The sequence below is a fragment of the Mesorhizobium sp. B2-6-1 genome (assembly GCF_006440475.1).
GTDB lineage: Bacteria > Pseudomonadota > Alphaproteobacteria > Rhizobiales > Rhizobiaceae > Mesorhizobium.
Genome location: NZ_VFUH01000001.1, coordinates 363,179 through 385,529, shown reverse-complemented (window position 1 = coordinate 385,529; position 22,351 = coordinate 363,179). Strand labels below are relative to the sequence as shown.

The window sequence follows — 22,351 nt, the reverse complement described above, 5'->3', positions numbered from 1 at the left end:
TTCTCCACAAGGGGAGAAGGATGAACCCTATGCGTTCCCGATCAGCACGCCCGCCGCGAACACCAGCGCGCCGCCGAGCACCACCTGGAAGGCGGCGCGCAGGAAGGGTGTCTGCATGTAGCGGTTCTGGACGAAGGCGATGGCCCAGAGTTCGAAGAACACCACCACGGCGGCAACCGCTGTCGCCGTCCAGAAATGCGGGATCAGGTAGGGCAGCGCATGGCCGAGGCCGCCGAGCGTCGTCATGATGCCCACGGTCAGGCCGCGCTTGACCGGCGAACCCCGACCCGACAGCTTGCCGTCGTCGGAGGCGACCTCGGTGAAGCCCATCGAGATGCCGGCGCCGATCGAGGCGGCGAGGCCGACGAGAAGCGTCTGCCACGTGTCATGCGTGGCAAAGGCGGCGGCGAAGATCGGCGCCAGCGTCGATACCGAGCCGTCCATCAGTCCGGCCAGTCCCGGCTGCACATAGGTGAGGATGAACTGGCGCTGCTCGGCCGTCGCCTCCTCGACCTTCACGGTGCCCGGCACGTGCTGCTGCTCCAGCCGCTGCGCCATGCTCTCATGGCTCTGTTCCGCCGCCGCCAGTTCGTCGAGCAGCTTTCTGGTCGAGGCATCGGTGGTGCGCCTGGCCGCCTCGACATAGAACAGATAGGCCTGCCGCTCCATCGCCTCGGCCTGGCGGCGTACCTGCTCGATGCCGAGCGGCTTGACCAGCCAGTCGGGCTTGCGCTCGTAATAGCCCTTCACATGCTCGCGCCGGATCAGCGGAATGCGCTCCCCGAAACGCCTGCGGAAAAGCTCGATCAGCGCGTCGCGATGACCGTCCTCCTCCTCGGCCATGTCCTCGAACATCTTGGCCGATTGCGGAAAATCCTCCGCCAGCCCATCCGCATAGGCGCGATAGATGCGCCCGTCGTCTTCTTCCGACGAGATGGCAAGCGCCAGGATCTCCTGTTCGGAGAGCGAATCGAAGGAGCGGCGGCCGAAGCCGAAAACACGGGAAAGCATGAGGAAATCACCCTAGTTTAGAATTGTTCTAAACTAAAGTTTGCTGCCGCATCGGTCAATCGTGCGCCTGGGCAGTGGTCAAGATTTGTTGAAGCCGCCATTCGGCGCCGCCTCTTCATTATCGGCAAATGTTCACTTATATGACCAAACTCAAGCCAACAACCGAGGAAGCCGCCGATGACTGCAAAGCCGGACGCCCATCACTTCGACCCGAAACCCGTCCTCGACCTCATAGCCAGCATCGAGGCCGATCTGCAGCGCCTGAAAGGTCTGGTCGAGCAGCAGATCGAGAAGTTCGATCCCGCCAACCCGCACAACAAGACCCTCGACGGCAAGCTGACCGAGGAAGGCGTCGAGTGCTGCTACCGCATGTTCGACGAAGGCAAGTCGCGCTATTCGGTCTCCCAGCAGATGAAGATTTCCTTTGCCGCCGCCACCCATCGCTTCAACGCCTGGCGCAAGGCCGGCGGCAACAAGCGGCAGCGGACGTTGTTGGGGTGAGGGTTGAACTGGACGGACCGGCAGGCAGGTGACTGCCAGCACTGCCGGCCGTCGTGATCTCAAACCTTGTGAGGGTTACATTTTTTTGTTGGCCTCGCGCGGCCCTTTGCGTGCACCATGGCCGGACCACATCTTACAGGACCCGCCATGACCACGCCTCCCGGCATCGCCGATATCCACGCCGCCGCCGCCCGGCTCTCCGGCCTTATCGTCGAGACGCCGCTGATCGAATCGCCCGAGCTCAACAGCCGCTTCGGCGGCCGCATCCTGTTCAAGCCGGAAACGCTGCAGCGTACCGGCTCGTTCAAGTTCCGCGGCGCCTACAACAAGCTGTCCTCGCTATCAGCCGAGGAGCGTGGCCGCGGCGTGGTCGCCTTTTCCTCGGGCAATCATGCGCAAGGCGTTGCCGCTTCCGCCGCCATGTTCGGCGTCAGGGCGGTCATCGCCATGCCGTCGGACGCACCGGCCATGAAGATCGGCAATGTCCGCAAGATGGGCGCCGAAGTGGTCGCCTTCGATCGCGTCCGCGAAGACCGCGTGGCCGTGGTGCGGCCTTACGTGGAGAAGGGCATGGTCCTGGTGCCGCCCTATGACGATCCCGCCATCATCGCCGGCCAGGGCACGATCGGCCTCGAACTGCTGCGTCAGGCCAAGGCGCTTGGCGTGAGCCTCGACGCCGTCATCGTTCCCTGTGGCGGCGGCGGGCTGAGCAGCGGGATTTCGATCGCGGTCAAGGACGGTTCGCCCGCCACCGCCGTCTGGGCGGCAGAGCCGGAATTTTTCGACGACACCAGCCGGTCGCTGGCCAAGGGCACCAGGGTAGCGAATGAGCCCGGCCACACCTCGATCTGCGATTCACTTCTCGTCGCCGAGCCGGGCGCGCTCACTTTCGAGATCAATCGCAGGACGCTGGCCGGCGGGATTGCCGTCTCGGAGGAGGCGACGAAGCAGGCCATGCGCGACGCCATGGCCCATCTCAAGCTCGTCGTGGAGCCCGGCGGCTGCGTCGGGCTCGCCGCGCTCTCGTCGGGCAGGATCGACTTGGCCGGCAAATGCGTGGCCGTGGTGCTGTCTGGCGGCAATGTCGATTTCGACGCCTATGCCAAGATCATGGCTGCTGCCGCTTGACGCCCGCCCTGCATGGCAGGGCGGGCAGCCTTGTTGTTTCGCAATTCCGGATGGAAACCGCTGCGCACTTTTCCTGGAATTGCCCAGTGCCCGTCAGCTGATGACGGTGCCGTCAGTCGATGACTTTCACGATGCGACGGGTTCCGGGATCGACGAGGACGGTCTGACCGTTGACGACGACATAGCGGTACTGCACATCAGGAACATCGATCGCATGCAGCTCAACAGTGTCCGGCAAGGTCGAGCCGATGGCCAGCTGGACGCCCAGCAGGTCGACCGAGGCGATCGGCTTCTTGTGCACATATTCGCGGATAACGGTCTCCTGCTGCGGCTCGATGATCACGTCCTGAGCAGCGGCGGCACCGATGCCGGCGGCTAGCAGAAGCCCGGCCGCGGTGGCGGAAAGATACAGTCTCATCATTGCCTCCATTGCTGGTCGATAGAGCGCAATACACTTGCAAGTCTGCGCTCTATCCCGTTGTTTTGATGGCATTCCGCATCCCGCCAGATGATCCGGCCGGACTCGAGATGCCAAGGGCTTCGCTTGCACTGAGGGGGCCGTCTTGGCCCGCAAGTGGCAGCGGCGAGGCTGATCGACAACGCCGGGGCAGAAGCATGGTTCCAACGGGAGGGTCCAGGGCTCGATGGAACCCTGGACCCTCTCAGGGGCTGTTTTTCAGTCCAGCGTGCGGCGGAAGCGGACCAGGGCGACGCCGGCAAACAGCGCCACGAACACCACCAGCCAGCCGATCTCCACGGCCACCGCCGGCAGCTGCGCGCCCTTCAGCATGACGGCACGGGTGATGCGCAGGAAATGCGTCAGGGGAAAGATCTCGCCGAAGATCTGCGCCCAGCCCGGCATGCCGCGATAGGGAAACATGAAGCCTGAAAGCATGATCGACGGCAGGAAGAAGAAGAAGGTGAGCTGCAAGGCCTGCATCTGCGTGCGCGCGACGGTCGAAATCGTGTAGCCGAGCAGCACCAGGGACAGCACGAACACCAGCACCGCCGACAAGAGCAGCGTCATCGATCCGGTGAAGGGAATGGCGAACAGAAGCTTCGACGCCGCCAGCACCACCACGACCTGCACCGCGCCGACCGCCAGATAGGGCAGCACCTTGCCCAGCATGATCTCGAGCGGGCTCGACGGCATGGCGAGCAGGTTCTCCATCGTGCCGCGCTCTGTCTCGCGTGTCAGCGCGATCGAGGTCATCATCACCATCGTCATCTGCAGGATGACGCCGAGCAGGCCGGGGACGATGTTGTATTGCGAGATGCCCTCCGGATTGTAGCGCCGGTGCACGACCACATCGAGCTGGCCCCGGGCGGCCTCGGCGGCGGCCTCCTGCATGCCTTGCGCTCTGAGCAGCGCCTGGCCGGCGACGGTGCTGAGCGTCGAGATGGCGCCGCTGGCAACCGCCGGGTCGGTGGCGTCGGCCTCGATCAGGATCTGCGGATTGTCGCCGCGCTCCACCCGCCGCGCGAAATCGGCCGGAATGGTGACGACGAAGGCGACGTCGCCGCGCGCCATCAGGAATTCGGCCTCCTCGGCACTTTGCGCCACATGGTCGAAACGGTAGTAGCCGGTGGTCTGCAGCGCCGAGACCATGGCGCGCGTATAGGGATCGCTGCTCGTCGCCACGAGTGCCGCCGGCAGGCTCTTCGGGTCGTTGTTGATGGCGTAGCCGAACAGCACCAGCTGGATCAGCGGCACGCCCAGCATCATGGCGAAGGTGATGCGGTCGCGGCGCATCTGGATGAACTCCTTGATCAGCAGCGCGCCGAGCCGGGCGAAGGAGAAGACCGCGTTCATGCCATGTTGTCCTTCGAGCCGGACATGAACTGGATGAAGACGTCCTCGAGGCTGGTTTCGCCCGGCGCCACCGTCACGCCCTTGTGCTCCTTCTCGACATCGGCCAGCGCCGCCTCCAGCTTCTTCTTGTCGGCTCCCACGACATGCAGCGTCGCGCCGAACGGCGCCACCTGGTCGACGCCCGGCCGGCCTTCGAGCGCTTGCGCCACCTGGTCGAGGCGCGGGCCCTGCAGGACGAAAGTGGTCAGGCCGGCATTCCTGACCACCTCGGCGACGGTGCCCGTCGCCAGCATCTTGCCGTAGGAGATATAGCTGATGCGATGGCACCGCTCGGCCTCGTCCATGTAGTGGGTGGAGACCAGCACGGTCAGCCCGCCGCTCGCCAGCCGGTGGATCTCGTCCCAGAACTCGCGCCGCGCCTTGGGGTCGACGCCGGCCGTCGGCTCGTCGAGCAGAAGCAGCTTGGGCTTGTGCATGATGCAAGCGGCCAGCGCCAGCCGCTGCTTCCAGCCGCCCGACAGCGTCCCGGCGAGCTGGTTGCGGCGTGTCGTCAGGCCGAGTTCCTCCAAGGTCCTGGCGACATGCTCCTCGACCGGCTTCAACCGGTAGAGCCGCGCCACGAATTCGAGGTTCTCGCCGATCGTCAGATCCTCGTAGAACGAGAATTTCTGCGTCATGTAGCCGACCTCGCGCTTGATGCGCAGGCTGTCGGTGAGGATGTCGAAACCCAGCACCGTGCCTTCGCCCTCGTCCGGGGTCAGCAGGCCGCACATGATGCGGATGGTGGTGGTCTTGCCCGAGCCGTTGGGGCCGAGGAAGCCGACGATCTCGCCTTCCGCCACCGTCATCGTGACATGGTCGACGACGGTCTTGTCGCCGAAGCGCTTGACCAGGCCGTGCACGTCGATGACGTTCATTTCCCTGAAACCGCCAGCTCGACGTCGACGATCTGGCCCGGCTGCAAGGCGCCGGCGCTGCCCTCCGGCCGCGCCTCGACGAGGTAGACCAGCTTCTGCCGGTTCTCCAGCGAATAGATCACCGGCGGGGTGAATTCCGGATCGGGCGAGACATAGCTGACGCGCGCCTTCACATCCGGGCCGCAGCCGTCGCAATGGACGCGGAGCAAGGTGCCGACCTTGACCGAGGAGAAGGCGGCTTCCGGTATATAGACGCTGAGCTTCACCGCGCCGTCGGGCAGCACGGAGATGACGGGCGCGGTCGGACCTGCGGTGTCGCCCGGATTGCGAATGACGTCGCTGACGCGGCCCGGAGAAGGGGCCGCCAGGGTGCGCTTGGATAGCCGCCACGCCGCTTGGTCGAGCGCGGCCTGTGCCTGCTTGACCTGACTTTCGGCGGCCTTGATCGTCTCGGGACGCGCCGGCAGGCCGCCCGCGGCGAGATTGGCCTGCGCCTGTCCGACCTGCGCGTTGGCCGTCTCCAGCGTGGCCGAGGCGGTGTCGTAGTCGGCCTGCGTGCCGGTGCCGCGCTTGAAGAGGTCGGCAGCGCGGTCGTATTTGCGTCTGGCATCGTCAGCCTGCGCCTTGGCCATGTCGACCTGGGCCTTGAGGGCGGCGATTTCTTCCGGCCGCTTGCCTACCTGCAGATCGGCAAGCTGCGCCTGCGCCTGGGCGAGACTTGCCGTGGCCTGTGCGACCGCGATTTTCGCGTCGGCGTTTTCCAGCGTCACGATCGTGGTGCCCGATGTGACGCGATCGCCGCGCTTGACCGCGACGGTCTCGACCTGCGCCACCTCGATCGGCGCCAGCAGCACATAGTCGCCTTCGACATAGCCGACGGCCAGCGGAGAAGCCGGTGCGCAGGCGCCGAAGAGTTGAGCGGCAAGCGGCAGCGAACAAAGAAAGCTCATCGTCTCGATCCCTTCCGGGCGGCCAGTATGGCGCTGAGGTTGTCCGATGTGACGGCCGCCACCTTGGCGGCCTCGGCGGCGCCGATCTCGCGCCAGCCCATGCGGCGCATGACCGCCTCGCGGCCGATGCGGAAATAGATGACCTGTCCGATCAGCGTGAACACGGTGAGCCGGGTCGCCTCGCTCTCGGCCGCCTCGCCGGTCGCCTGTTCCCAGAGCAGGCACAGGCGCCGATGCGTCGGCTCGAACACGCCGTCATAGATGCGGTCGAGCGCCGCGGTCGGATGCGAGAGCTCGCGCAGCACGAACTGCACGATCTCACCGGCTTGCGGCTGGGCCACGACGAATGCCACCATCCGCTCCAGCGCCGCGAACAGCTGTGCCCGCGCCGTCTCGGGGTTCGCGATTGCCGGCGCCCGCGCCTCGCCGAGTGCCTGGCCGGCGACCGACTGTATAGTCTCCACGATATGGTCGGCGGCGGCGAGGCGCAGCCCCTCCTTGCTGCCGAAGTGATAGGCGATGGAACCGATATTGGCCTTGGCTTCCGCCGCGATCTCGCGCGTGGAGGTGCCGTCGAAGCCTTGTCGTCCGAACAGCTTGAGCGCCGCGCGGACCAGGGCTTCACGTGTCATCTCCGCGGCGGGCGGCTCGCGGCGAGGAGTTCGGGCTTCGGGCGGCTTGATCATGCGGCACACTTTAATCAATCGATTGATTAAAGTCAAATCCGATCCCGGACATGGCTTGCCATGCCGGCCCGCGCGGGCTTTAGTGCGCGGCCATGGGCAAGGAAGTCGAGCGCAAGTTCCTGGTCTCCGGCACGGCATGGCGGGATCTGGTCGAGACGGACGTCCGCATCCTCCAGTTCTATCTCGCCGCCGCGCCAGGACGCACGGTGCGCGTGCGCATCAGCAACGGCGCCTCGGCCAGGTTGACGCTCAAATTCGGCAGCACGGCGCGGGAGCGCGACGAATTCGAATATCCCATTCCGCTGGCCGACGCCGTGGAGATGCTCGGCTTCGCCATCGGGCGTGTCATCGAGAAGACACGTCATCATGTTAGGCATGGCGGCTATCTCTACGAAGTCGATGTCTTCGGCGGCGCGCTGGCGGGGCTTGTGATGGCCGAACTCGAGACGCCGGACGATGTTCCGGATGAACTGCTGCCAGACTGGCTCGGCCGCGAAGTGACTGGCGAACAGAAGTTCTACAACGCGTCGCTCGCCCTCGGGGGGATTCCGGAGATCGCCGCATGAGCTTTCGCATTGATCCGCGCCTGCCGCTGACCGGCGAGGTCAGGCGTATCCTGGCCGAGGAAATCGGCAAGGCGCTTGCTCATCTCGACACGGCGCGTCACAAGCCGGAGCAGGGACTGCACAAATCCCGCAAACGACTGAAGAGCGTGCGCGCCTTGTTACAGCTCGTTCGTTCCGGTGACGAAACATTCTGCCGTACGGAGAACGAGTGCTACAAGCAGGTCTCGGCACTGCTCGCCGGACCGCGCGAGGCGACCGCCTTGATCGAGACGATCGACCGCCTGGCCGACGCCTTTCCGGGGCAAAGCGCCGGTCACGGCCTCGGCCCCGCCCGCGATCGCCTGGTGATGCGCCAGCACGCGCTTCATGCCGGCGCCGGTCTCGATGCGGCCATAAAAGCTGCCATCGCCGCCTGCCAGGAGGGCCTCGAACGCGTCGACAGCCTGTCCTTGCCGGACCAGCCGGAGCGGGCCGCCGACATTCTGGCCGAGGGCGCCCGCGCCACATTGCGGCGCGCGCGCAAAGCACTGGACAAGGCGGCCTCGAGCGGCGGGGCCGAGGATTTCCACGACCTGCGCAAGGCGGCCAAGACCCACAGCATGCATCTGTCGCTGCTCGGCCGCCTGTGGCCGACGCCAATCAAGGCTCGTCGCAAGGCGGTCGACAAGCTCGCAGAGCAACTCGGCGAACTGCACGACGTCTTCGTCATGCGGGCGATGCTGGAGGCCGGCGGCGAGCCGCTTGGACCGCCCGGGGATACGAAACTCCTTGGCAAACTCCTGAAGCATTCCGAAAAGAGCCTGAGGAAATCCTGCCTTGCCGAGGCGGCCGAACTGTTCGGCGACAGTCCCAGGCGCTCGACGAAGAAGCTGGCCCGCAAGGCGCGCGACGATCTTGCCGGCGCTCCGCCCGCGGAGGAATTGGCGGCGAGGTGACGCGAGGGCATTAATCGCCGGTCATGCGGTCATTCGCCTTGGATGGCTCGCGGGCAGGGGCTGGCCCTCCATTCGCGCACCGGCATCCGCACCGACGGCAAGTCGATCCTCTATGCCCCCCTGATGAACGAGGGCGAAGTCGCGGCGCTGAAGCTCGATTGAGAAGCCAGATATCCCGAGCGGACTCACGAGAGTCTTTGCCACATGGGCCGGGCGGATCTAAAACCAGCCGCCATGAGGATGGTCGTCCGCCGCCCGCTCGCCCGCTCGGAACTGCCGCACGATACGGCCGCTCTCGCGCGCTATCTCATCGGCAAGATCGTGGTCCGGGAATTGCCCGAAGGCATTGCCAGCGGCCGCATCGTCGAGACCGAGGCGTATGTCGCCGGCGATGCTGCCGGGCACGGCTTCAGGGGAATGACCCCGCGCAATCGCTCGCTGTTCCTCGAGTGCGGGCATGCCTATGTCTATCTCGCCTACGGCATCTCATACATGCTGAATGTCTCGAGCGAGATGCCCGGCATCGGAACCGGCGTCCTGATCAGGGCACTCGAGCCGCTCGACGGCATTTCGATCATGCGGCTCAATCGCGGCATCGAGCGCCTGCGTGACCTGGCGCGAGGACCGGGAAGGCTCGCCATGGCGTTGCGGATCGACCGTTCGCTCGACGGGCTCGATCTTTGCCGGGAAGGCCCTCTATGGCTTGCAAGCGATGGCCGCGACCCCGGCGAAATCGGGCAGAGCGTTCGGATCGGCATTTCGAAGGATGCCGACCGCCTGCTGCGATTTTACGTCCGGGGAAGTCCGTTTGTCAGCGGTTCACGATCGCTCAATCCATGAGAGGTGCTTCCCGGCGCGTTGGAAGAAAGCAGAATGCAAGCTACTGCGCTGCCCTCTTCCCCTCCAACTGCGCCTGCGCTGCCCGGATCGAGGCGGCGTAGGTCACCAGCGGGCGCTTGAGGCCGTGGTTGATCAGCGTGCGTCTTGTCTGCGGCGAAGCGCCAGATATGACAAAGCGCACGCCGGCGCGCCTGGCCTTGTGCGCCGCACCCTCAATGACATTGGCCGCGGTCGAATCGAAGAACGGCACCGCCGAGCAGTCGAGGATGAAGTTCTTGCGCTGGTCGGCGATGCGGTCGAGCACCGCGCCGACGGTCGAAGCGGCGCCGAAGAAGAATGCGCCGGTGATGCGGTAGACGACGGTGTCGGCGTCGGTCGCGTCCCTGGAATCATAGACGCTCTCGCGGTCGGCGACGTCCTCAGGCACCAGCGTCTGGTCGGCCTCGACGGCGATGGATTTCGCCATGCGGTCGATGAACAGGATCGAGCCCAGCGCGAAGCCGACAACGATGCCTTCGGTCAAGTCGCGGAAGACCACGATCAGGAAGGTGGCCATCAGCACCAGCGCATCGCCGCGCGAGGCGCGCAGCAGCGTGGCGAAAGCCTGCTTCTCGAACATGTTCCAGCACACCACCGCCAGCACGCCGGCGAGGGCGGAGAGCGGGATGTAGCTGGCGAGCGGCGCTGCCGCCAGCATCAGGACGAGCAGGATCATGGAGTGGATCATGCCCGAAACCGGCCCGTGCGCGCCGGCCCGCACATTGGTGGCGGTACGGGCAATGGTGCCGGTGGTGCAGATGCCGCCGAACAGGGCCGAGGCGATGTTGGCGAAGCCTTGCGCCACCAGTTCGCAGTTGGAACGGTGCCGGCGGCCGGTCATGCCGTCGGCGACGACGGCCGACAGCAAGGATTCGATGGCGCCTAGCAACGCGAAGGCGATGGCGTCCGGCAGCACGTCGATCATCCTGTCGAGGCTGACGGGGGGAAGCGCCGGCCATTGCAGGCTGCGCGGGATCCCGCCAAAGCGCGTGCCGATCGTCTCGGCCGGCAGCGCAAACAGCGCCACCGCGAGCGACGCCAGACCGATGGCGATCAACATCGCCGGCCATTTCGGCCGCCAGCGCTTCAGGAAAGCGATGGTTGCGATTGTCAGCACCGCCACGAAGGTCGCCGCGAGATTGATCGTGCCGGCCGCCTCGCCGATCGCCGTCAGCTTCGGCACCAGCGGGCCTGGCTCCTTGCCGGCGAGCTTCAGCCCGAACAGTTCGACGATCTGGCCCGAGAAGATGATGACGGCGATACCGGCGGTAAAGCCGACCGTCACCGGATAGGGAATGAACTTTATGTAGGTGCCGAGCCGCAGATAGCCGATGGCGATGAGGAAGATGCCGGCCATCATCGTCGCCAGCAACAGCCCGTCCACGCCGACCCGCGCGACCGTCGCCGCCACCAGCACGATGAAGGCGCCCGCGGGGCCGCCGATCTGGAAACGGCTGCCGCCGAACGCCGAGATGATGAAGCCGCCGATGATCGATGTGTAGAGCCCGCGCTCCGGCGTCACCCCTGATGCGATGGCGATTGCCATCGACAGCGGCAAGGCGACGATGGCGACGGTCAGCCCGGCAATGGCATCGGCCCTGAGATGTTCGAGCCTGTAGCCTTCGCGCCAGACCGTCACCAGTTTCGGTGTGAACAGTTCGGAAAAAGTCGGCTTTGCCGGCCCATGGGTCGGTTTGCGCGCGGTTTCGTTGAGTGTCTGCCCGATCTCGTCCATGGACTGCTTCCGCACCTGAAAGGCGGCGGGATCGTCGGCAGGACTGTCGGCGGTCGCCGTCGCGACTTATGCCGGCTCAGCTTTCGGATTGGGCGGCACGGCAGGCTTGAGGCGCACGCCCCGGCCGCCGCGCTCACTGGGTTGATTCTCGCCGATCAGCTCCACCCCGGCCTCGTCGAGGGCCTGGATGACCTTCATCAGCGTATCGACCACACCCCTGACCACGCCGTCGCTCGCTTCCATGCGCTGGATGGTGGGAAGCGAAACGCCGGCGCGCTCGGCGAGCGTCTTCTGATCGATGCCGGCCAGCGCCCTCGCGGCGCGCATCTGCGCGGCAGTGATCATCGGCCGGGATCCCCGTCTGAGTCTGCGGATATGATGTATAATACGATCATTATGATGTTTCAAGCATCAGCATGCACGCTTGAGCCTTGATCATCATCGCTGTCGAGCGTTTTTCGGATACATCCCGAACATTGAGAGCTATGGTGTTCCATCTGGGGCAGGGGATAACGTGGTTGACCATTTTCAAGACATTGACGACATCGGCATGCCTGGTATCGGTGGTCCTTCTGCTAACGGGCTGCGGACACTTGATCAACCGGCTGATCTGACCGCTTCCCGGTCGAGCGTCGTCAGACGTCGTCACGCACCACCCTGCGCCGTTGCAGGACCCTTGCCGCCAACCAGCACAGCATGGCCCAGGCAAAGCCCGCGCACCAGCCGGCCAGCACGTCCGACGGCCAGTGGACGCCGAGATAGATGCGGCTGATGCCGACCAGCACCGTCGTCAGCACGGCGAGCGCCAGAACATAGATCTTCGTCGTCCGGCCATGCAGGAAGCGCGCCGCAAGCGAGCCCAATGTGAGATAGGTCACCGCCGAAAGCATCGCGTGGCCGCTCGGGAAGGAAAGCGAGGTCTCGTTGACCAGATGCGAGACGAGTTCGGGCCGCGGCCGGTCGACGCCGAGCTTCAGGAGGCTCGACAGCATCTGGCCGCCCGCCACGGCGACGAAGATGAGAAGCGCGGTCCCGGGCCTGCGGATCAACAGCAGATAGATGATCGTCGCCGCCGTGATCAGCACCAGCACGCTGGTGCTGCCGAGGCTCGTGATGTCGCGCATCGCCCCTTCCATCCATGGCGGGCCGATCGGGATACCGGGTTGGCCGGCCTGGCGGAAGGCAAGCATGATTTCAGCGTCGAAGGCGTGCGGCGTGGTGGCCCGTGCCACCTCCATCAACTCCACGAAGCCCCACAGGCCGGCGGCGACGACAAGGCCGGCCAGCAGCACCGGGAATTCGACCCGGCTCAGCAGAGCCTTTGCCGCAGTCTTCATCGAACCTCGTTTCGCAACCATGGTTTGCCGGTCATCGCCCTTGCACATACGGCCCGAGCGTGATCAGCGCCACGGCGGCAATCGCCAGCACGATGCCGGCCGCTTGCAGCGTATTGATGCGCTCGCCGAAGAATATCAGCGCCACCAGATTGACCGATACCAGCTGGATGACGGCCGACAGGCTGAACGACACCGACATGCCGAACTCGCGAATCAGCCGCAGCATGATCAGGTTGCCCAGCGAATAGAGCGCAAGCGTCAGCACGATCTTGCCCAGGCTGGGCGCCATCCCCCATTGCTTGGCGGCCGCCGCCGCCAGCAGAAAGATCACGGTCGAAAGACCGAGCTGAAGTAACCCCGAAAAACTCACCCTGCCCTCGATATTGATGCCGGTCGTCCGTGCCTTGTTTCGCAAGCGCGTCGGGACGTCAAGCAGCTGCCGTGGGACCAGGCTCTTGTGTCGGCAGGACCGAAGCGCCAAAGTCGCGGCCACTACCCTGCCCCTGCGGGTGGGGGCGAGGAGCGTGGCGTGCGATTTCTCGAAACCTTGTCGCGGCGCTGGAACGGGCTTACGCTGGCGCTGCAGTTCATCATTGCCGGCGGCTTCGGGCTGCTTGCGGTGATGCTGGTGGTCGGCTTCTGGGTCACCGCGCAAATCCGCGAAAGCGTGCTCCACAATTCAGCGGCCACGACTGCCCTTTATGTCGACAGCGTGATCGCTCCGCTGCTCCCCGATCTGCGCACGAACCATCAGCTCGATGACGCCGTCAAACGGGCGCTTGACGAGACCCTCGGCCAAGGCGCGCTCGGCAAACGGCTGTTTTCCTTCAAGCTGTGGCGTCGGGACGGCACGGTGCTGTATTCGAAGGACACGGCCTTGATCGGCCGGCAGTTCGGCCCGAGCGCCAACCTGCGTGCCGCCTTCGCCGGGAATGTCGTCGCCGAGTTCAACGAGCTAGGCGACGAGGACGACAAGGAGGAGAGGGCCGCGGGCGTGCCGCTGCTGGAAATCTACAATCCAGTCCGCGAACCCTGGTCGGGCGAGGTGGTCGCCGTCACCGAATTCTACGAGATCGCCGACGATTTCCAGGCGGCTCTGGCTTCCGCCTTGCTGTCGAGCTGGCTGATCGTGGCCGGCGCCACGCTGACGGCGCTGCTGCTGTTGTCGGGGATCGTCATACGTGGCAGCCGCACCATCGACAAGCAGCGCGGCGTTCTGCAGGGCCAGGTCTCCGAGCTGCAGGCGCTGGTTTCGCAAAACCGGGCGCTGCGCCTGCGCGTCCAGCAGGCGTCGCGCCGTGCCACGGCGCTCAATGAACGATACCTGCGTCGCATCGGTGCCGACCTTCATGACGGGCCGGCCCAGCTCGTCGCGCTGGCGGCGCTGCGTGTGGATAGCCCCGCCATTTCCGGCGAGGGTGCCTCCAGCGACAGCCGCAACGCCGAGATCGCCATGATCCGCATGGCGCTGGACGACGCGATGCGTGAAATCCGCGGCATCTGCAACGGCCTTGTCCTGCCGCAGATAGAAACGGCCGCGACCGGCGACATTCTGCGTCTTGCCGTCGACGAGCATCAACGCAGGACCCGCAGTTCCGTGGCGCTGACCCTATCCAGGCAGTTGCCCGAACTGGGCGCTTCGGAGAAGATCAGCATCTATCGCTTCGTCCAGGAGGGGCTGAACAACGCCTACCGTCATGGGCAGGGCAAGGATCAGGAGGTGAAGGCCGGGATGACAGGCGGCAAGTTCTTCGTTGAAGTGTCGGATGGCGGGCCCGGATTCGACCCGAGGCGGGCCGAAGGCCTGGGGCTCGCCGGCATCAGGGAGCGTATCGAAAGCATTGGTGGCCAGTTCGAGACCACGACCGGGCCGCAGGGAACACGATTGATGATTACGCTAGCCGTCGAGGATCAACCATGATCGGTACCATCCGTGTCGCCATTGTCGACGACCACCCTCTGTTTCGCGAAGGCGTTACCCGCAGCCTGTCGGAGATCGGCGGCTTCGAAATGGTGGCCCAGGGCGCCACGGCGCAGGATGCCGAACGCATCGCCTCGACTTTGCAGCCCGACATACTGCTGCTCGACATCAGCATGCCGGGTGACGGCCTTGCGTCGGTGGCCGGCATACTGGGTGCCAATCCCGGACAGAAGATCGTCATGCTGACGGTCTCGGAGGCCAATGCCGACGTGGCGCGGGCGCTGAATGCCGGTGTGCGCGGCTATGTGCTGAAGGGGGTCGGCTCGCGCATGCTGGCCGAAATCCTCCATGGTGTCGCGGCCGGCGAGACCTATGTGTCGCCGACCCTGTCGGCTCGCCTGCTTTCGGACCTGCAATCGCTGCAGCCGGCCAACGGCAGGACGGATCGCCTGCGTCAGCTCACCGGACGCGAGGCCGAGATCCTGCAGCTGGTGGCGGAAGGGCTGAGCAACAAGGAAGTGGCGCTGCGGCTGGCACTGCAGGAAAAAACGGTCAAGCATCACATGACCGGTGTGCTGTCCAAGCTCAACGTCCGCAATCGCACCGAGGCGGCGCTGCTGATGCGCGAAGCGCGGGATCGGGCCGGCAGCTAATCCTGGTCGGCCGCAAGGGATCCCCGGTTTGGGATAACGACACGCATAAATAAAAACCTGAAGCGCGGTGCAGCAGCGGAACGCTCCAGGGCAAAAAAGACGGCCCCTATACGGGGCCGGAGCGACAAGGTCACCTCCGCCGGGGGGCGGCGGAGGTGACACGTAAAGCGGGCGATGCCTATTGCCCGCTCTACAACCCCTTGAGGCGGCTTATATCCGCCGCCGTCGCAGGGCGCTCGACGATCGTGCGGCCCAGAGCGTCGGTCATTTTGAAGCGACCCTTCTCGATCTCTTCCCCGAAGCCGTTAGGGTGCTGCACCACGATCTTGTTGTCGTCTATTTCGACACGATCGCCGGTTGTTGCGTTCACATGCTTGCCGGAGCTGTTGGCACCCTTCCCCTTGCCGTTGTTGCCGGCGCCATTGTTCCCGTTGCCGCCAGCGTTGCCATTGTTGCCTCCGGCGTTGCCATTGTTGCCGCCGCCGTTATTTCCATTGCCGCCATTGCCGCCATTGCCGTTACCGCCACCACCGCCATTGCCGCTGTTCCCGCCAGGCTTGGCTTGGGCGCTGGACGCGACAATGCCTGCGGCGGAACCGTGAAAATCGAGGTGATAGGGGGCTATGGTCAGCGCCAGTGCCGGCACTGCTCTCAGGGCCAGCCAGCAACAATGAGCCATGATCGAGCTGCGCATCAGTCCCTCACTTGATCGGACCGGCAAAATTCAGAGGCCATCTCGTGCAGGTACGCGACCATCGGCGACATGGCGTGTTCGTGTAAGTGGCCCACGACCGATGCCGCGGCAATCCGGACCTTCGCCCCGATCGGTTTAGGACCTTGGTCCGAGTTTCAAACCGGATGTGGCGCGAGGTTCGCGGTCAAGCTGGCGGGTGCACGAATGTCACGAAAGTGTGACCGATCGTCTATAAGGGGTCGAAACGCGTGACACGCTCCAGCCATCCAGCCAGAGGCAGACCATGACCGACCATCGCTCGCCCGACGCCCGATTCCGCACCAGCCTGCTTGAGGAAAACGACGGTCCGGCGACCAACCCCACCGAAAACCGCACCATGGGCGAAATCATTGCCGAGCGGTTCTCCCGCCGCGCCTTCCTCAAGGGCTCGCTGGCCGTCTCGGCCATCGCCGCCACCGTCAGCCCGCTGGCGCTCGTGGCCGCCGACGATGCGCGTGCCGCCGAGGGCTCCGCCTTCTCGTTCGAGGAACTCGAAGCCGGTATCGACGACAAGCACCATGTCGCGCCGGGCTACGATGCCGACGTGCTGTTGCGCTGGGGCGATCCGCTGTTTGCCGATTCGCCGGAGTTCGACCCGGCCAGGCAGTCGGCTGAGGCCCAGGCAAGACAATTCGGCTACAACAATGACTATGTCGGCTATATCGGGATCGGTGGCTCCGCCGAGCACGGCCTGCTGGTCGTCAACCACGAATACACCAATCCGCATCTGATGTTCCCGGGCATCGTCAGGATCGTCGAGAAGGACGGCAAGAAGGCGGCCGAACTCGCGCCGCTCTCGAAGGAGCAGGTCGATGTCGAGATGGCGGCACATGGCGGCACCATCGTCGAGATCCGCAAGGAAGGCGGCAAGTGGCAGGTGGTGCGCGACGGCAAGTTGAACCGCCGCATCACCTCCAACACCGAAATGGCGCTGTCGGGCCCGGTCGCCGGTCATGACCGCGTCAAGACCAATGCCGACCCATCCGGCACCAAGGTCATCGGCACATTCAACAACTGCGCCGGCGGCGTCACGCCTTGGGGCACCTATGTCATGGCCGAGGAGAACATCCACGGCTATTTCTCCGGTGAACTGCCGGAAGGCCATAAGGAAGCCGCCAATTACAAGCGCCTCGGCATTCCGGAAGGCGCCTATGAATGGGGCGCGCATTACGATCGTTTCGACCTCGCCAAGGAGCCGAACGAGCCCAACCGTTTCGGCTGGATCGTCGAGGTCGACGTCAACGATCCGACATCCACGCCGAGGAAGCGCACCGCAATGGGCCGCTTCAAGCATGAAGGCGCCGAATCGATCGTCGCCAAGGATGGCCGCGTCGTCTTCTATCTCGGCGACGACGAGCGCTTCGAGTACGTCTACAAATTCGTCACCGCGGGCCGTTTCGATCCGGACGACCGCGCCGCCAACATGAACCTGCTCGACGACGGCACGCTGCATGTCGCCAAATTCGCTGCGGACGGTACGGTGGAATGGCTGCCGATCGTCTTCGGCCAGGGCCCGCTGACGGCCGAGAACGGCTTTGCCGGCCAGGCCGACGTGTTGATCGAGACGCGGCGTGCCGCCGACCTGCTCGGCGCCACCAAGATGGACCGTCCCGAGGACATCCAGCCCAATCGTGTCAACGGCAAGGTCTATGTCATGCTGACCAACAATTCCAAGCGCAAAGCCGACCAGGTCGACGCCGCCAACCCGCGCGCCGACAACGCTTTCGGCCACATCATCGAGATATCGGAAGATGGCGGCGATTTCGCCGGCACCAGGGGCAAATGGGAAGTGCTCCTGAAATGCGGCGATCCGGCGGTTGCCGATGTCGGCGCCACCTTCTCCACCGCCACCACGGCCAATGGCTGGTTCGGCATGCCCGACAATTGCGCGGTCGATTCAGCCGGGCGCCTGTGGGTCGCCACCGACGGCCAGGGCCCGAAGGCCACCGGCCGCACCGACGGCCTGTGGGCGGTCGACACCGAAGGGCCGGCGCGCGCGACGTCAAAACTGTTTTTCCGCGTGCCGATCGGCGCTGAAATGTGCGGGCCGCTGTTTGCGCCCGACGATCAGACCGCCTTCGTCGCCGTCCAGCATCCAGGCGACGGCGGCGAGGATTGGGAGGCGTTCGGCCGCCCGTCCTATTATGAGGATCCGTCGACGCGCTGGCCCGATTTCAAGCCGGACATGCCGGTGCGGCCGGCGGTCGTCGCCATTACCAGGCAAGGCGGCGGCAAGATCGCGATTTAGAGGGCAATTCCAGGAAAGTGGGGTTCCGTCCGACGCGTAAAACGAACCTCCAGCCCGGTTCAGCGGCCCGAATTGGCGATCCGCCGGGCAATCCGCTCGGCGATCGCCTTGGCCTGGATGGCGGCATTGGCGAAGCAGCCGCGGATGCTCGGCCGCATGCCGGTGAACCAGAGGCCAGGCAGTTTCGGATCCGCATCGCCGCCGTTGAAGACCGGAACGCCCTTGCCGTCGAGCACGCCGAGATTGCCGACCATCTGCTCAAGCCCGGTGCGGTAGCCCGTCGCGGCAATGACGATGTCGGGATCGATCAGGCTGCCATTGGCCAGGATGACGCCGTCGCGGGTGAATTCTCGCACCCCCGGCACGACGGTGATCCTGCCCGCGCGGATGGCGTCGATCGCGCCCTCGTCGGCGGCGATCGCTGTGTAGTCGGTGGTCAGGCGGCTGGCGCCGCCCACCGGTGCCGGCGGCACGCCGAATTTCGTCAGGTCGCCGAAAACCAGGCGCTGCGTCAAGGCGATCACCGCATCGGCGACCCGCAAAGGCAACCGCGCCATCAGCGGCGACAGCCGGTGCACGGCAATCTTGCCGATGCGCTTGGGCAGGACCGACGGACCGTTGCGGGCCGACAGCCACAGCGAGGCGGTGCTTGCCTGCGCCAGGTGGTTGAGCGCGTCTATACCCGAGTTGCCGGCGCCGACGACCAGCACCTTCTTGCCGGCATAGTCCTTCGCGTCGCCGAAATCCGCCGAATGGATGATGCGGCCGGCGAAATCCCGCATTCCTTTCCAGTCGGGGATGAACGGCTGTCTGTCGCGGCCGGTGGCGATCACGACGTGGCGCGCCAGGCGCATCCCGGCGCTGGTCTCTATCGCCCAGTGGTCGCCCCTGAACAGGACCGCCTCGACGGCGACGCCGAGCTCCACCGGCAGCCGGTTCGCCTCGCTGAAATCGTTCAGATAGCGGATGACGGCGGTTCTGTGGGGGAAGGCGAGCGTGCCCTTCGGATAGGCAAGGCCGGGAAGTGCCGAAAGGTCGCGGTGAGTATTGAGGCGCAGCTGCTGGTGACGCCGATGCCATGGCTCGGCCAACCGGCTCTCCTTTTCCAGGATCGCCGTCGCCACGCCGGCCTTGACCAGCGCCTGCGCTGCCGCGAGACCGGCGGCGCCGGCGCCGATGACGATCGCCGGTTCGATAGTTACCGTCTGGTGCGCTGCCGGTCTGATTGTCGTATCTGCCATTCGCTCACGAACCCCATTCCACCCTTGTGGCGCTTCCGCCGACACCGGCAGAACGCCCTCCCGCGCATGATCCATACAGCAGATCGGCCCCGGATTTCGAGGCCATGCGCCGCACCGCGGTTGCGTCCTATATGGCATATACGCGAGATCGGCGATAATCAGGTCGCGGCAATGTGATTGATTCGAGATCCGGGGGCTGGCGGATCTCTGTTACCGGTACAGGAATCCGAAGTCCTCGAAACGCTTTTTTCGGCTTCCTGTGCAAAATCAAGGCGCCACGGCGTATAGCGTACCCGGGTGCGCGCCGCAGATGCACGCGGAATCTCGACCCATGCCCTCCTTGCGGATCTATCTCGACAAAATCCTCGAGCGTGCCTCGCCAAAGGTCGAGCGCCAGGCGTTCACCCATGCCGAACGGCTGGCGCTGGTGCGCCGCCACGGCGACTTCTCACTCGCCTACTCCTCCGCCGTGCAAGGCAGGCTCTCCTATTTCGGCGACGCCGACGGTTACATCGCCTTCGGCACCAAGATGAAGCATCATTTCGCGCTCGGCGACCCGGTCGCCGATCCGGCCCATCGGGCCGACTATATCAGGCGCTTCGTCGAGACCGCCGGCAGCCCCTGGTTCGTGCAGATCGGCGAACAGTCGGCGCGGGTGCTGGCCGGGCTCGGCTACAAGGTCAACCGGCTGGGCATCGACACCCGTCTGCCGCTGCCCGCACACGATTTTTCCGGCAAGCGCAACGAAACCGTGCGCTACTCCGAGCGCTGGCTGTTGAAGAAGGGCTTTTCGTTCGCCGAGGACAAGCGGACCATCTTTCTCGACGAGATCTCCCGGCTTTCGGCGAACTGGCGCGGCGACCGCATCGTCAAGCGCTGGGAAATGGGCTTCCTCAACCGGCACTTCGCCGATCATGTGGGCGTCGACATGCGCCGCTTCGTGCTGCACGGCCCTGATGGCGAACTGGTCGCCCTGCTCGACTTCGATCCGCTGTTTCGCGGCGGCAAGGTCATCGGCTACACCACCGCCTTCAAGCGCAAGCACATCGACGCCTCGCCGCATGCCGAGGTCGGCCTGACCAAATTCGCCGTCGACCGCTTTCGCGAGGAAGGCATTTCGGTCGTCACGCTCGGGCTCTCGCCGCTGGTCGACGTCGGCCCCAGCGGATTCGCCGAAAGCGATTTCTGGCGCAACGCCTTCCAGCGCGCCTATGATTCGCCCTGGGTCAACCGCCGCCGCTTCAACCTGCAGGGGCAGGCGGCGTTCAAGCGCCGTTTCCACGGCATCGAGGAGCCGGTCTACGTCGCCTTCCGCAAGGGAACCTATGTCGAGATGCTGGGCCTGCTGCGGCTGGTGAAGGCGATCTAGCTCTGACCGCGGCTCAGCGTGGCTTCGCCCCTCAATTCCTCAGCCGGTAGCCGGTCCTGAATATCCAGGCGACGGTCGCCACGCAGATCAGCAGAAAAACCACGGTCATGCCGAGGCTGATGCCGACCGAAACGTCCGATTTTCCGAAAAAGCTCCAGCGGAAGCCGCTGATCAGATAGACGACCGGATTGAACAGCGTCACCGTGCGCCAGGCGCCCGGCAGCATGTTGATGGAATAGAAGCTGCCACCCAGGAAGGTCAGCGGCGTGATGATCAGCAGCGGCACCAGTTGCAACTGCTCGAAGCTCCTGGCCCAGATTCCGATGATGAAGCCGAACAGGCTGAAGGTCACCGCCGTCAGCACCAGGAAGGCCAGCATCCAGAACGGATGCTGGATCGAGAGCGGCACGAACAGCGAGGCCGTCGCCAGAATGATCAGGCCGAGGATGATCGACTTTGTGGCGGCGCCCCCGACATAGGCGAGGACGATCTCGAGATAGGAGACCGGAGCCGACAACAGCTCGTAGATCGAGCCGACGAATTTCGGGAAGTAGATGGCGAAGGAGGCGTTGGAGATCGACTGCGTCAAAAGCGACAGCATGATCAGCCCGGGCACGATGAAGGCGCCGTAGCTGATGCCGTCGATCTCGGTGATGCGCGAGCCGATGGCCGAGCCGAAGACGACGAAATACAGCGACGTCGACAGCACGGGTGAGACGATGCTCTGCAAGACGGTGCGCAGCGCGCGCGCCATCTCCACCCGGTAGATCGCCCATACCGCGCGCAGGTTCATGGCTCTTGCCTCAGAAGATTGACGAAGATCTCCTCCAGCGAACTGTTCTGCGTGTCCAGGTCGCGGAACTGGATGTCGGCGGCCTCGAGATCGCGGATCAGCGACGCCACACCGGGCCGGTCGCTCTGGTTGTCATAGGTGTAGGTGATCTGCCCGCCATCCGGCGACAATTCCAGGGCGTAGTGCGAGAAGGCGTCCGGAATGGCGCCGAGCGGGCTGCGCAGTTCCATCACCAGGCGCTTGCGGCCGAGCTTGCGCATCAGTTCGGCCTTGCCCTCGACCAGGATGATCTCGCCGCGGTTGATGACGCCGACGCGGTCGGCCATCGCCTCGGCTTCCTCGATATAGTGGGTGGTGAGGATGATGGTGACGCCGTCCTCGCGCAGCCGCCGCACCATCGCCCACATGTCCTGGCGCAGTTCGACGTCGACGCCGGCCGTCGGCTCGTCGAGGAACAGCACGCGCGGTTCATGCGACAGCGCCTTGGCGATCATCAGCCGCCGCTTCATGCCGCCCGAAAGCGTGATCGCCTTGGCGTCCTTCTTGTCCCACAGCGACAGGTCGCGCAGCACCTTCTCGACAAAGGCATGGTTTGCCGGCTTGCCGAACAGGCCGCGGCTGTAGTTGACCGTCGCCCAGACGCTCTCGAAGGCATCGATGGTCAGCTCCTGCGGCACTAGCCCGATCAGGCCGCGCGCGGCGCGATAGTCCTTGGTGATGTCGTGGCCGTCCACCGTGACGCTGCCCGACGAACGGTTGACGATGCCGCAGACGATCGAGATCAGCGTCGTCTTGCCGGCGCCGTTGGGGCCAAGCAGCGCGAAAATCTCGCCGCGCTCGATATCGAGATTGATTTCCTTCAGCGCCTTGAAGCCGGTGGCGTAGGTCTTGGTGACCCCGGAAATGGAGATGACAGGCTGCATGGCTGAAAACGG

23 protein-coding genes are annotated in these 22,351 nt (G+C 65.0%); 9 read left to right on the top strand and 14 right to left on the bottom strand.

The features are described 5' to 3' along the window. Window positions 1-27: 27 nt before the first annotated feature. Window positions 28-1,011 carry an iron exporter MbfA gene (gene mbfA / locus FJ443_RS01940; protein ID WP_140491779.1) on the bottom strand — a complete coding sequence of 328 codons (984 nt, stop codon included), beginning with the start codon at window positions 1,009-1,011 and terminating at the stop codon, window positions 28-30. Between the two features lie 177 nt (window positions 1,012-1,188). Here mbfA and FJ443_RS01935 point away from each other — a divergent pair, with 177 nt between their 5' ends. Both FJ443_RS01935 and FJ443_RS01930 read left to right on the top strand, forming a co-directional pair. After that, window positions 1,189-1,512, top strand: coding sequence for a hypothetical protein (locus tag FJ443_RS01935; protein ID WP_140514141.1), 324 nt, complete (start codon window positions 1,189-1,191; stop codon window positions 1,510-1,512). A 147-nt stretch (window positions 1,513-1,659) separates the two neighbouring features. Further along, on the top strand, window positions 1,660-2,640 hold the full coding sequence (locus FJ443_RS01930; RefSeq protein WP_140491775.1) for a threonine/serine dehydratase: 981 nt from the start codon (window positions 1,660-1,662) through the stop codon (window positions 2,638-2,640). Between the two features lie 112 nt (window positions 2,641-2,752). On the opposite strand, the gene FJ443_RS01925 is transcribed toward FJ443_RS01930, so the two are convergent. From FJ443_RS01925 to FJ443_RS01905, 5 genes are all read right to left on the bottom strand, one after another. Beyond that, window positions 2,753-3,058, bottom strand: coding sequence for a DUF1236 domain-containing protein (locus FJ443_RS01925; protein ID WP_140491773.1), 306 nt, complete (start codon window positions 3,056-3,058; stop codon window positions 2,753-2,755). A 258-nt stretch (window positions 3,059-3,316) separates the two neighbouring features. Continuing rightward, complete coding sequence (locus tag FJ443_RS01920; RefSeq protein ID WP_140559144.1) at window positions 3,317-4,453, bottom strand: ABC transporter permease; 1,137 nt, start codon at window positions 4,451-4,453, stop codon at window positions 3,317-3,319. After that, a complete protein-coding gene (locus tag FJ443_RS01915; protein ID WP_140563813.1) occupies window positions 4,450-5,370 on the bottom strand; it encodes an ABC transporter ATP-binding protein in 921 nt (306 codons plus the stop codon). Before FJ443_RS01915 ends, FJ443_RS01920 begins: the two co-directional genes overlap by 4 nt. Then, window positions 5,367-6,320 (bottom strand): HlyD family efflux transporter periplasmic adaptor subunit, encoded by a 954-nt coding sequence (locus FJ443_RS01910; RefSeq protein ID WP_140625296.1) that lies wholly within the window; start codon window positions 6,318-6,320, stop codon window positions 5,367-5,369. Before FJ443_RS01910 ends, FJ443_RS01915 begins: the two co-directional genes overlap by 4 nt. Beyond that, window positions 6,317-7,006 carry a CerR family C-terminal domain-containing protein gene (locus tag FJ443_RS01905; protein ID WP_140563811.1) on the bottom strand — a complete coding sequence of 230 codons (690 nt, stop codon included), beginning with the start codon at window positions 7,004-7,006 and terminating at the stop codon, window positions 6,317-6,319. The genes FJ443_RS01910 and FJ443_RS01905 overlap by 4 nt, the downstream gene beginning before the upstream one ends. 92 nt (window positions 7,007-7,098) lie before the next feature. Between FJ443_RS01905 and FJ443_RS01900 the strand changes: the two genes are divergently transcribed. The 3 genes from FJ443_RS01900 to FJ443_RS01890 all read left to right on the top strand — a co-directional run bounded on the left by FJ443_RS01900 (window position 7,099) and on the right by FJ443_RS01890 (window position 9,347). After that, window positions 7,099-7,572, top strand: a complete 474-nt coding sequence (locus FJ443_RS01900; RefSeq protein ID WP_140662566.1) for a CYTH domain-containing protein — start codon at window positions 7,099-7,101, stop codon at window positions 7,570-7,572. Further along, window positions 7,569-8,507, top strand: coding sequence for a CHAD domain-containing protein (locus tag FJ443_RS01895; protein WP_140524401.1), 939 nt, complete (start codon window positions 7,569-7,571; stop codon window positions 8,505-8,507). Before FJ443_RS01900 ends, FJ443_RS01895 begins: the two co-directional genes overlap by 4 nt. A 240-nt stretch (window positions 8,508-8,747) precedes the next feature. Beyond that, window positions 8,748-9,347, top strand: a complete 600-nt coding sequence (locus FJ443_RS01890; protein ID WP_140524445.1) for a DNA-3-methyladenine glycosylase — start codon at window positions 8,748-8,750, stop codon at window positions 9,345-9,347. Between the two features lie 40 nt (window positions 9,348-9,387). Here the strand turns inward: FJ443_RS01890 and FJ443_RS01885 are convergent, their stop codons facing one another. The 4 genes from FJ443_RS01885 to FJ443_RS01870 all read right to left on the bottom strand — a co-directional run bounded on the left by FJ443_RS01885 (window position 9,388) and on the right by FJ443_RS01870 (window position 12,828). After that, a complete protein-coding gene (locus FJ443_RS01885) occupies window positions 9,388-11,121 on the bottom strand; it encodes a SulP family inorganic anion transporter (protein WP_140524399.1) in 1,734 nt (577 codons plus the stop codon). Window positions 11,122-11,187: 66 nt separating this feature from the next. Further along, window positions 11,188-11,466 carry a helix-turn-helix transcriptional regulator gene (locus FJ443_RS01880; protein WP_140491757.1) on the bottom strand — a complete coding sequence of 93 codons (279 nt, stop codon included), beginning with the start codon at window positions 11,464-11,466 and terminating at the stop codon, window positions 11,188-11,190. 290 nt (window positions 11,467-11,756) lie between these two features. Then, window positions 11,757-12,458: a phosphatase PAP2 family protein gene (locus FJ443_RS01875; protein ID WP_140662564.1), complete on the bottom strand. Its 702-nt coding sequence runs from the start codon at window positions 12,456-12,458 to the stop codon at window positions 11,757-11,759. 31 nt (window positions 12,459-12,489) lie between these two features. Further along, window positions 12,490-12,828 (bottom strand): hypothetical protein, encoded by a 339-nt coding sequence (locus FJ443_RS01870; RefSeq protein WP_140493450.1) that lies wholly within the window; start codon window positions 12,826-12,828, stop codon window positions 12,490-12,492. Window positions 12,829-12,987: 159 nt separating this feature from the next. Between FJ443_RS01870 and FJ443_RS01865 the strand changes: the two genes are divergently transcribed. Both FJ443_RS01865 and FJ443_RS01860 read left to right on the top strand, forming a co-directional pair. Further along, window positions 12,988-14,379, top strand: a complete 1,392-nt coding sequence (locus FJ443_RS01865) for a sensor histidine kinase (protein WP_140491753.1) — start codon at window positions 12,988-12,990, stop codon at window positions 14,377-14,379. After that, window positions 14,376-15,032: a response regulator transcription factor gene (locus FJ443_RS01860; RefSeq protein WP_140491751.1), complete on the top strand. Its 657-nt coding sequence runs from the start codon at window positions 14,376-14,378 to the stop codon at window positions 15,030-15,032. Before FJ443_RS01865 ends, FJ443_RS01860 begins: the two co-directional genes overlap by 4 nt. Before the next feature lie 190 nt (window positions 15,033-15,222). Here the strand turns inward: FJ443_RS01860 and FJ443_RS31040 are convergent, their stop codons facing one another. Continuing rightward, window positions 15,223-15,678, bottom strand: a complete 456-nt coding sequence (locus FJ443_RS31040; protein ID WP_318013613.1) for a hypothetical protein — start codon at window positions 15,676-15,678, stop codon at window positions 15,223-15,225. A gap of 331 nt (window positions 15,679-16,009) precedes the next feature. On the opposite strand from FJ443_RS31040, the gene FJ443_RS01845 reads away from it, so the two are divergent. Beyond that, complete coding sequence (locus FJ443_RS01845) at window positions 16,010-18,013, top strand: PhoX family phosphatase (RefSeq protein WP_140524393.1); 2,004 nt, start codon at window positions 16,010-16,012, stop codon at window positions 18,011-18,013. Between the two features lie 59 nt (window positions 18,014-18,072). Here the strand turns inward: FJ443_RS01845 and FJ443_RS01840 are convergent, their stop codons facing one another. Continuing rightward, window positions 18,073-19,254 (bottom strand): NAD(P)/FAD-dependent oxidoreductase, encoded by a 1,182-nt coding sequence (locus tag FJ443_RS01840; protein ID WP_140524391.1) that lies wholly within the window; start codon window positions 19,252-19,254, stop codon window positions 18,073-18,075. A 331-nt stretch (window positions 19,255-19,585) separates the two neighbouring features. Between FJ443_RS01840 and FJ443_RS01835 the strand changes: the two genes are divergently transcribed. Continuing rightward, window positions 19,586-20,623, top strand: coding sequence for a phosphatidylglycerol lysyltransferase domain-containing protein (locus FJ443_RS01835; protein ID WP_140524389.1), 1,038 nt, complete (start codon window positions 19,586-19,588; stop codon window positions 20,621-20,623). 31 nt (window positions 20,624-20,654) lie between these two features. Here FJ443_RS01835 and FJ443_RS01830 read toward each other — a convergent pair whose 3' ends face one another. Continuing rightward, a complete protein-coding gene (locus FJ443_RS01830; protein ID WP_140491741.1) occupies window positions 20,655-21,416 on the bottom strand; it encodes an ABC transporter permease in 762 nt (253 codons plus the stop codon). Further along, a complete protein-coding gene (locus FJ443_RS01825) occupies window positions 21,413-22,339 on the bottom strand; it encodes an ABC transporter ATP-binding protein (RefSeq protein WP_140563799.1) in 927 nt (308 codons plus the stop codon). The genes FJ443_RS01830 and FJ443_RS01825 overlap by 4 nt, the downstream gene beginning before the upstream one ends. Window positions 22,340-22,351: the final 12 nt, after the last annotated feature.

Coding starts and splice junctions, on each gene's coding strand:
- FJ443_RS01925 (WP_140491773.1), bottom strand. CDS start 3,058: ATGAGACTGTATCTTTCCGCCACCGCGGCCGGGCTTCTGCTAGCCGCC.
- FJ443_RS01910 (WP_140625296.1), bottom strand. CDS start 6,320: ATGAGCTTTCTTTGTTCGCTGCCGCTTGCCGCTCAACTCTTCGGCGCC.
- FJ443_RS01895 (WP_140524401.1), top strand. CDS start 7,569: ATGAGCTTTCGCATTGATCCGCGCCTGCCGCTGACCGGCGAGGTCAGG.
- FJ443_RS01915 (WP_140563813.1), bottom strand. CDS start 5,370: ATGAACGTCATCGACGTGCACGGCCTGGTCAAGCGCTTCGGCGACAAG.
- FJ443_RS01890 (WP_140524445.1), top strand. CDS start 8,748: ATGGTCGTCCGCCGCCCGCTCGCCCGCTCGGAACTGCCGCACGATACG.
- FJ443_RS01825 (WP_140563799.1), bottom strand. CDS start 22,339: ATGCAGCCTGTCATCTCCATTTCCGGGGTCACCAAGACCTACGCCACC.
- FJ443_RS01830 (WP_140491741.1), bottom strand. CDS start 21,416: ATGAACCTGCGCGCGGTATGGGCGATCTACCGGGTGGAGATGGCGCGC.
- FJ443_RS01935 (WP_140514141.1), top strand. CDS start 1,189: ATGACTGCAAAGCCGGACGCCCATCACTTCGACCCGAAACCCGTCCTC.
- FJ443_RS01900 (WP_140662566.1), top strand. CDS start 7,099: ATGGGCAAGGAAGTCGAGCGCAAGTTCCTGGTCTCCGGCACGGCATGG.
- FJ443_RS01835 (WP_140524389.1), top strand. CDS start 19,586: ATGCCCTCCTTGCGGATCTATCTCGACAAAATCCTCGAGCGTGCCTCG.
- FJ443_RS01860 (WP_140491751.1), top strand. CDS start 14,376: ATGATCGGTACCATCCGTGTCGCCATTGTCGACGACCACCCTCTGTTT.
- FJ443_RS01905 (WP_140563811.1), bottom strand. CDS start 7,006: ATGATCAAGCCGCCCGAAGCCCGAACTCCTCGCCGCGAGCCGCCCGCC.
- FJ443_RS01930 (WP_140491775.1), top strand. CDS start 1,660: ATGACCACGCCTCCCGGCATCGCCGATATCCACGCCGCCGCCGCCCGG.
- FJ443_RS01875 (WP_140662564.1), bottom strand. CDS start 12,458: ATGAAGACTGCGGCAAAGGCTCTGCTGAGCCGGGTCGAATTCCCGGTG.
- FJ443_RS01920 (WP_140559144.1), bottom strand. CDS start 4,453: ATGAACGCGGTCTTCTCCTTCGCCCGGCTCGGCGCGCTGCTGATCAAG.
- FJ443_RS01840 (WP_140524391.1), bottom strand. CDS start 19,254: ATGGCAGATACGACAATCAGACCGGCAGCGCACCAGACGGTAACTATC.
- FJ443_RS01885 (WP_140524399.1), bottom strand. CDS start 11,121: ATGGACGAGATCGGGCAGACACTCAACGAAACCGCGCGCAAACCGACC.
- FJ443_RS01845 (WP_140524393.1), top strand. CDS start 16,010: ATGACCGACCATCGCTCGCCCGACGCCCGATTCCGCACCAGCCTGCTT.
- mbfA (WP_140491779.1), bottom strand. CDS start 1,011: ATGCTTTCCCGTGTTTTCGGCTTCGGCCGCCGCTCCTTCGATTCGCTC.
- FJ443_RS01880 (WP_140491757.1), bottom strand. CDS start 11,466: ATGATCACTGCCGCGCAGATGCGCGCCGCGAGGGCGCTGGCCGGCATC.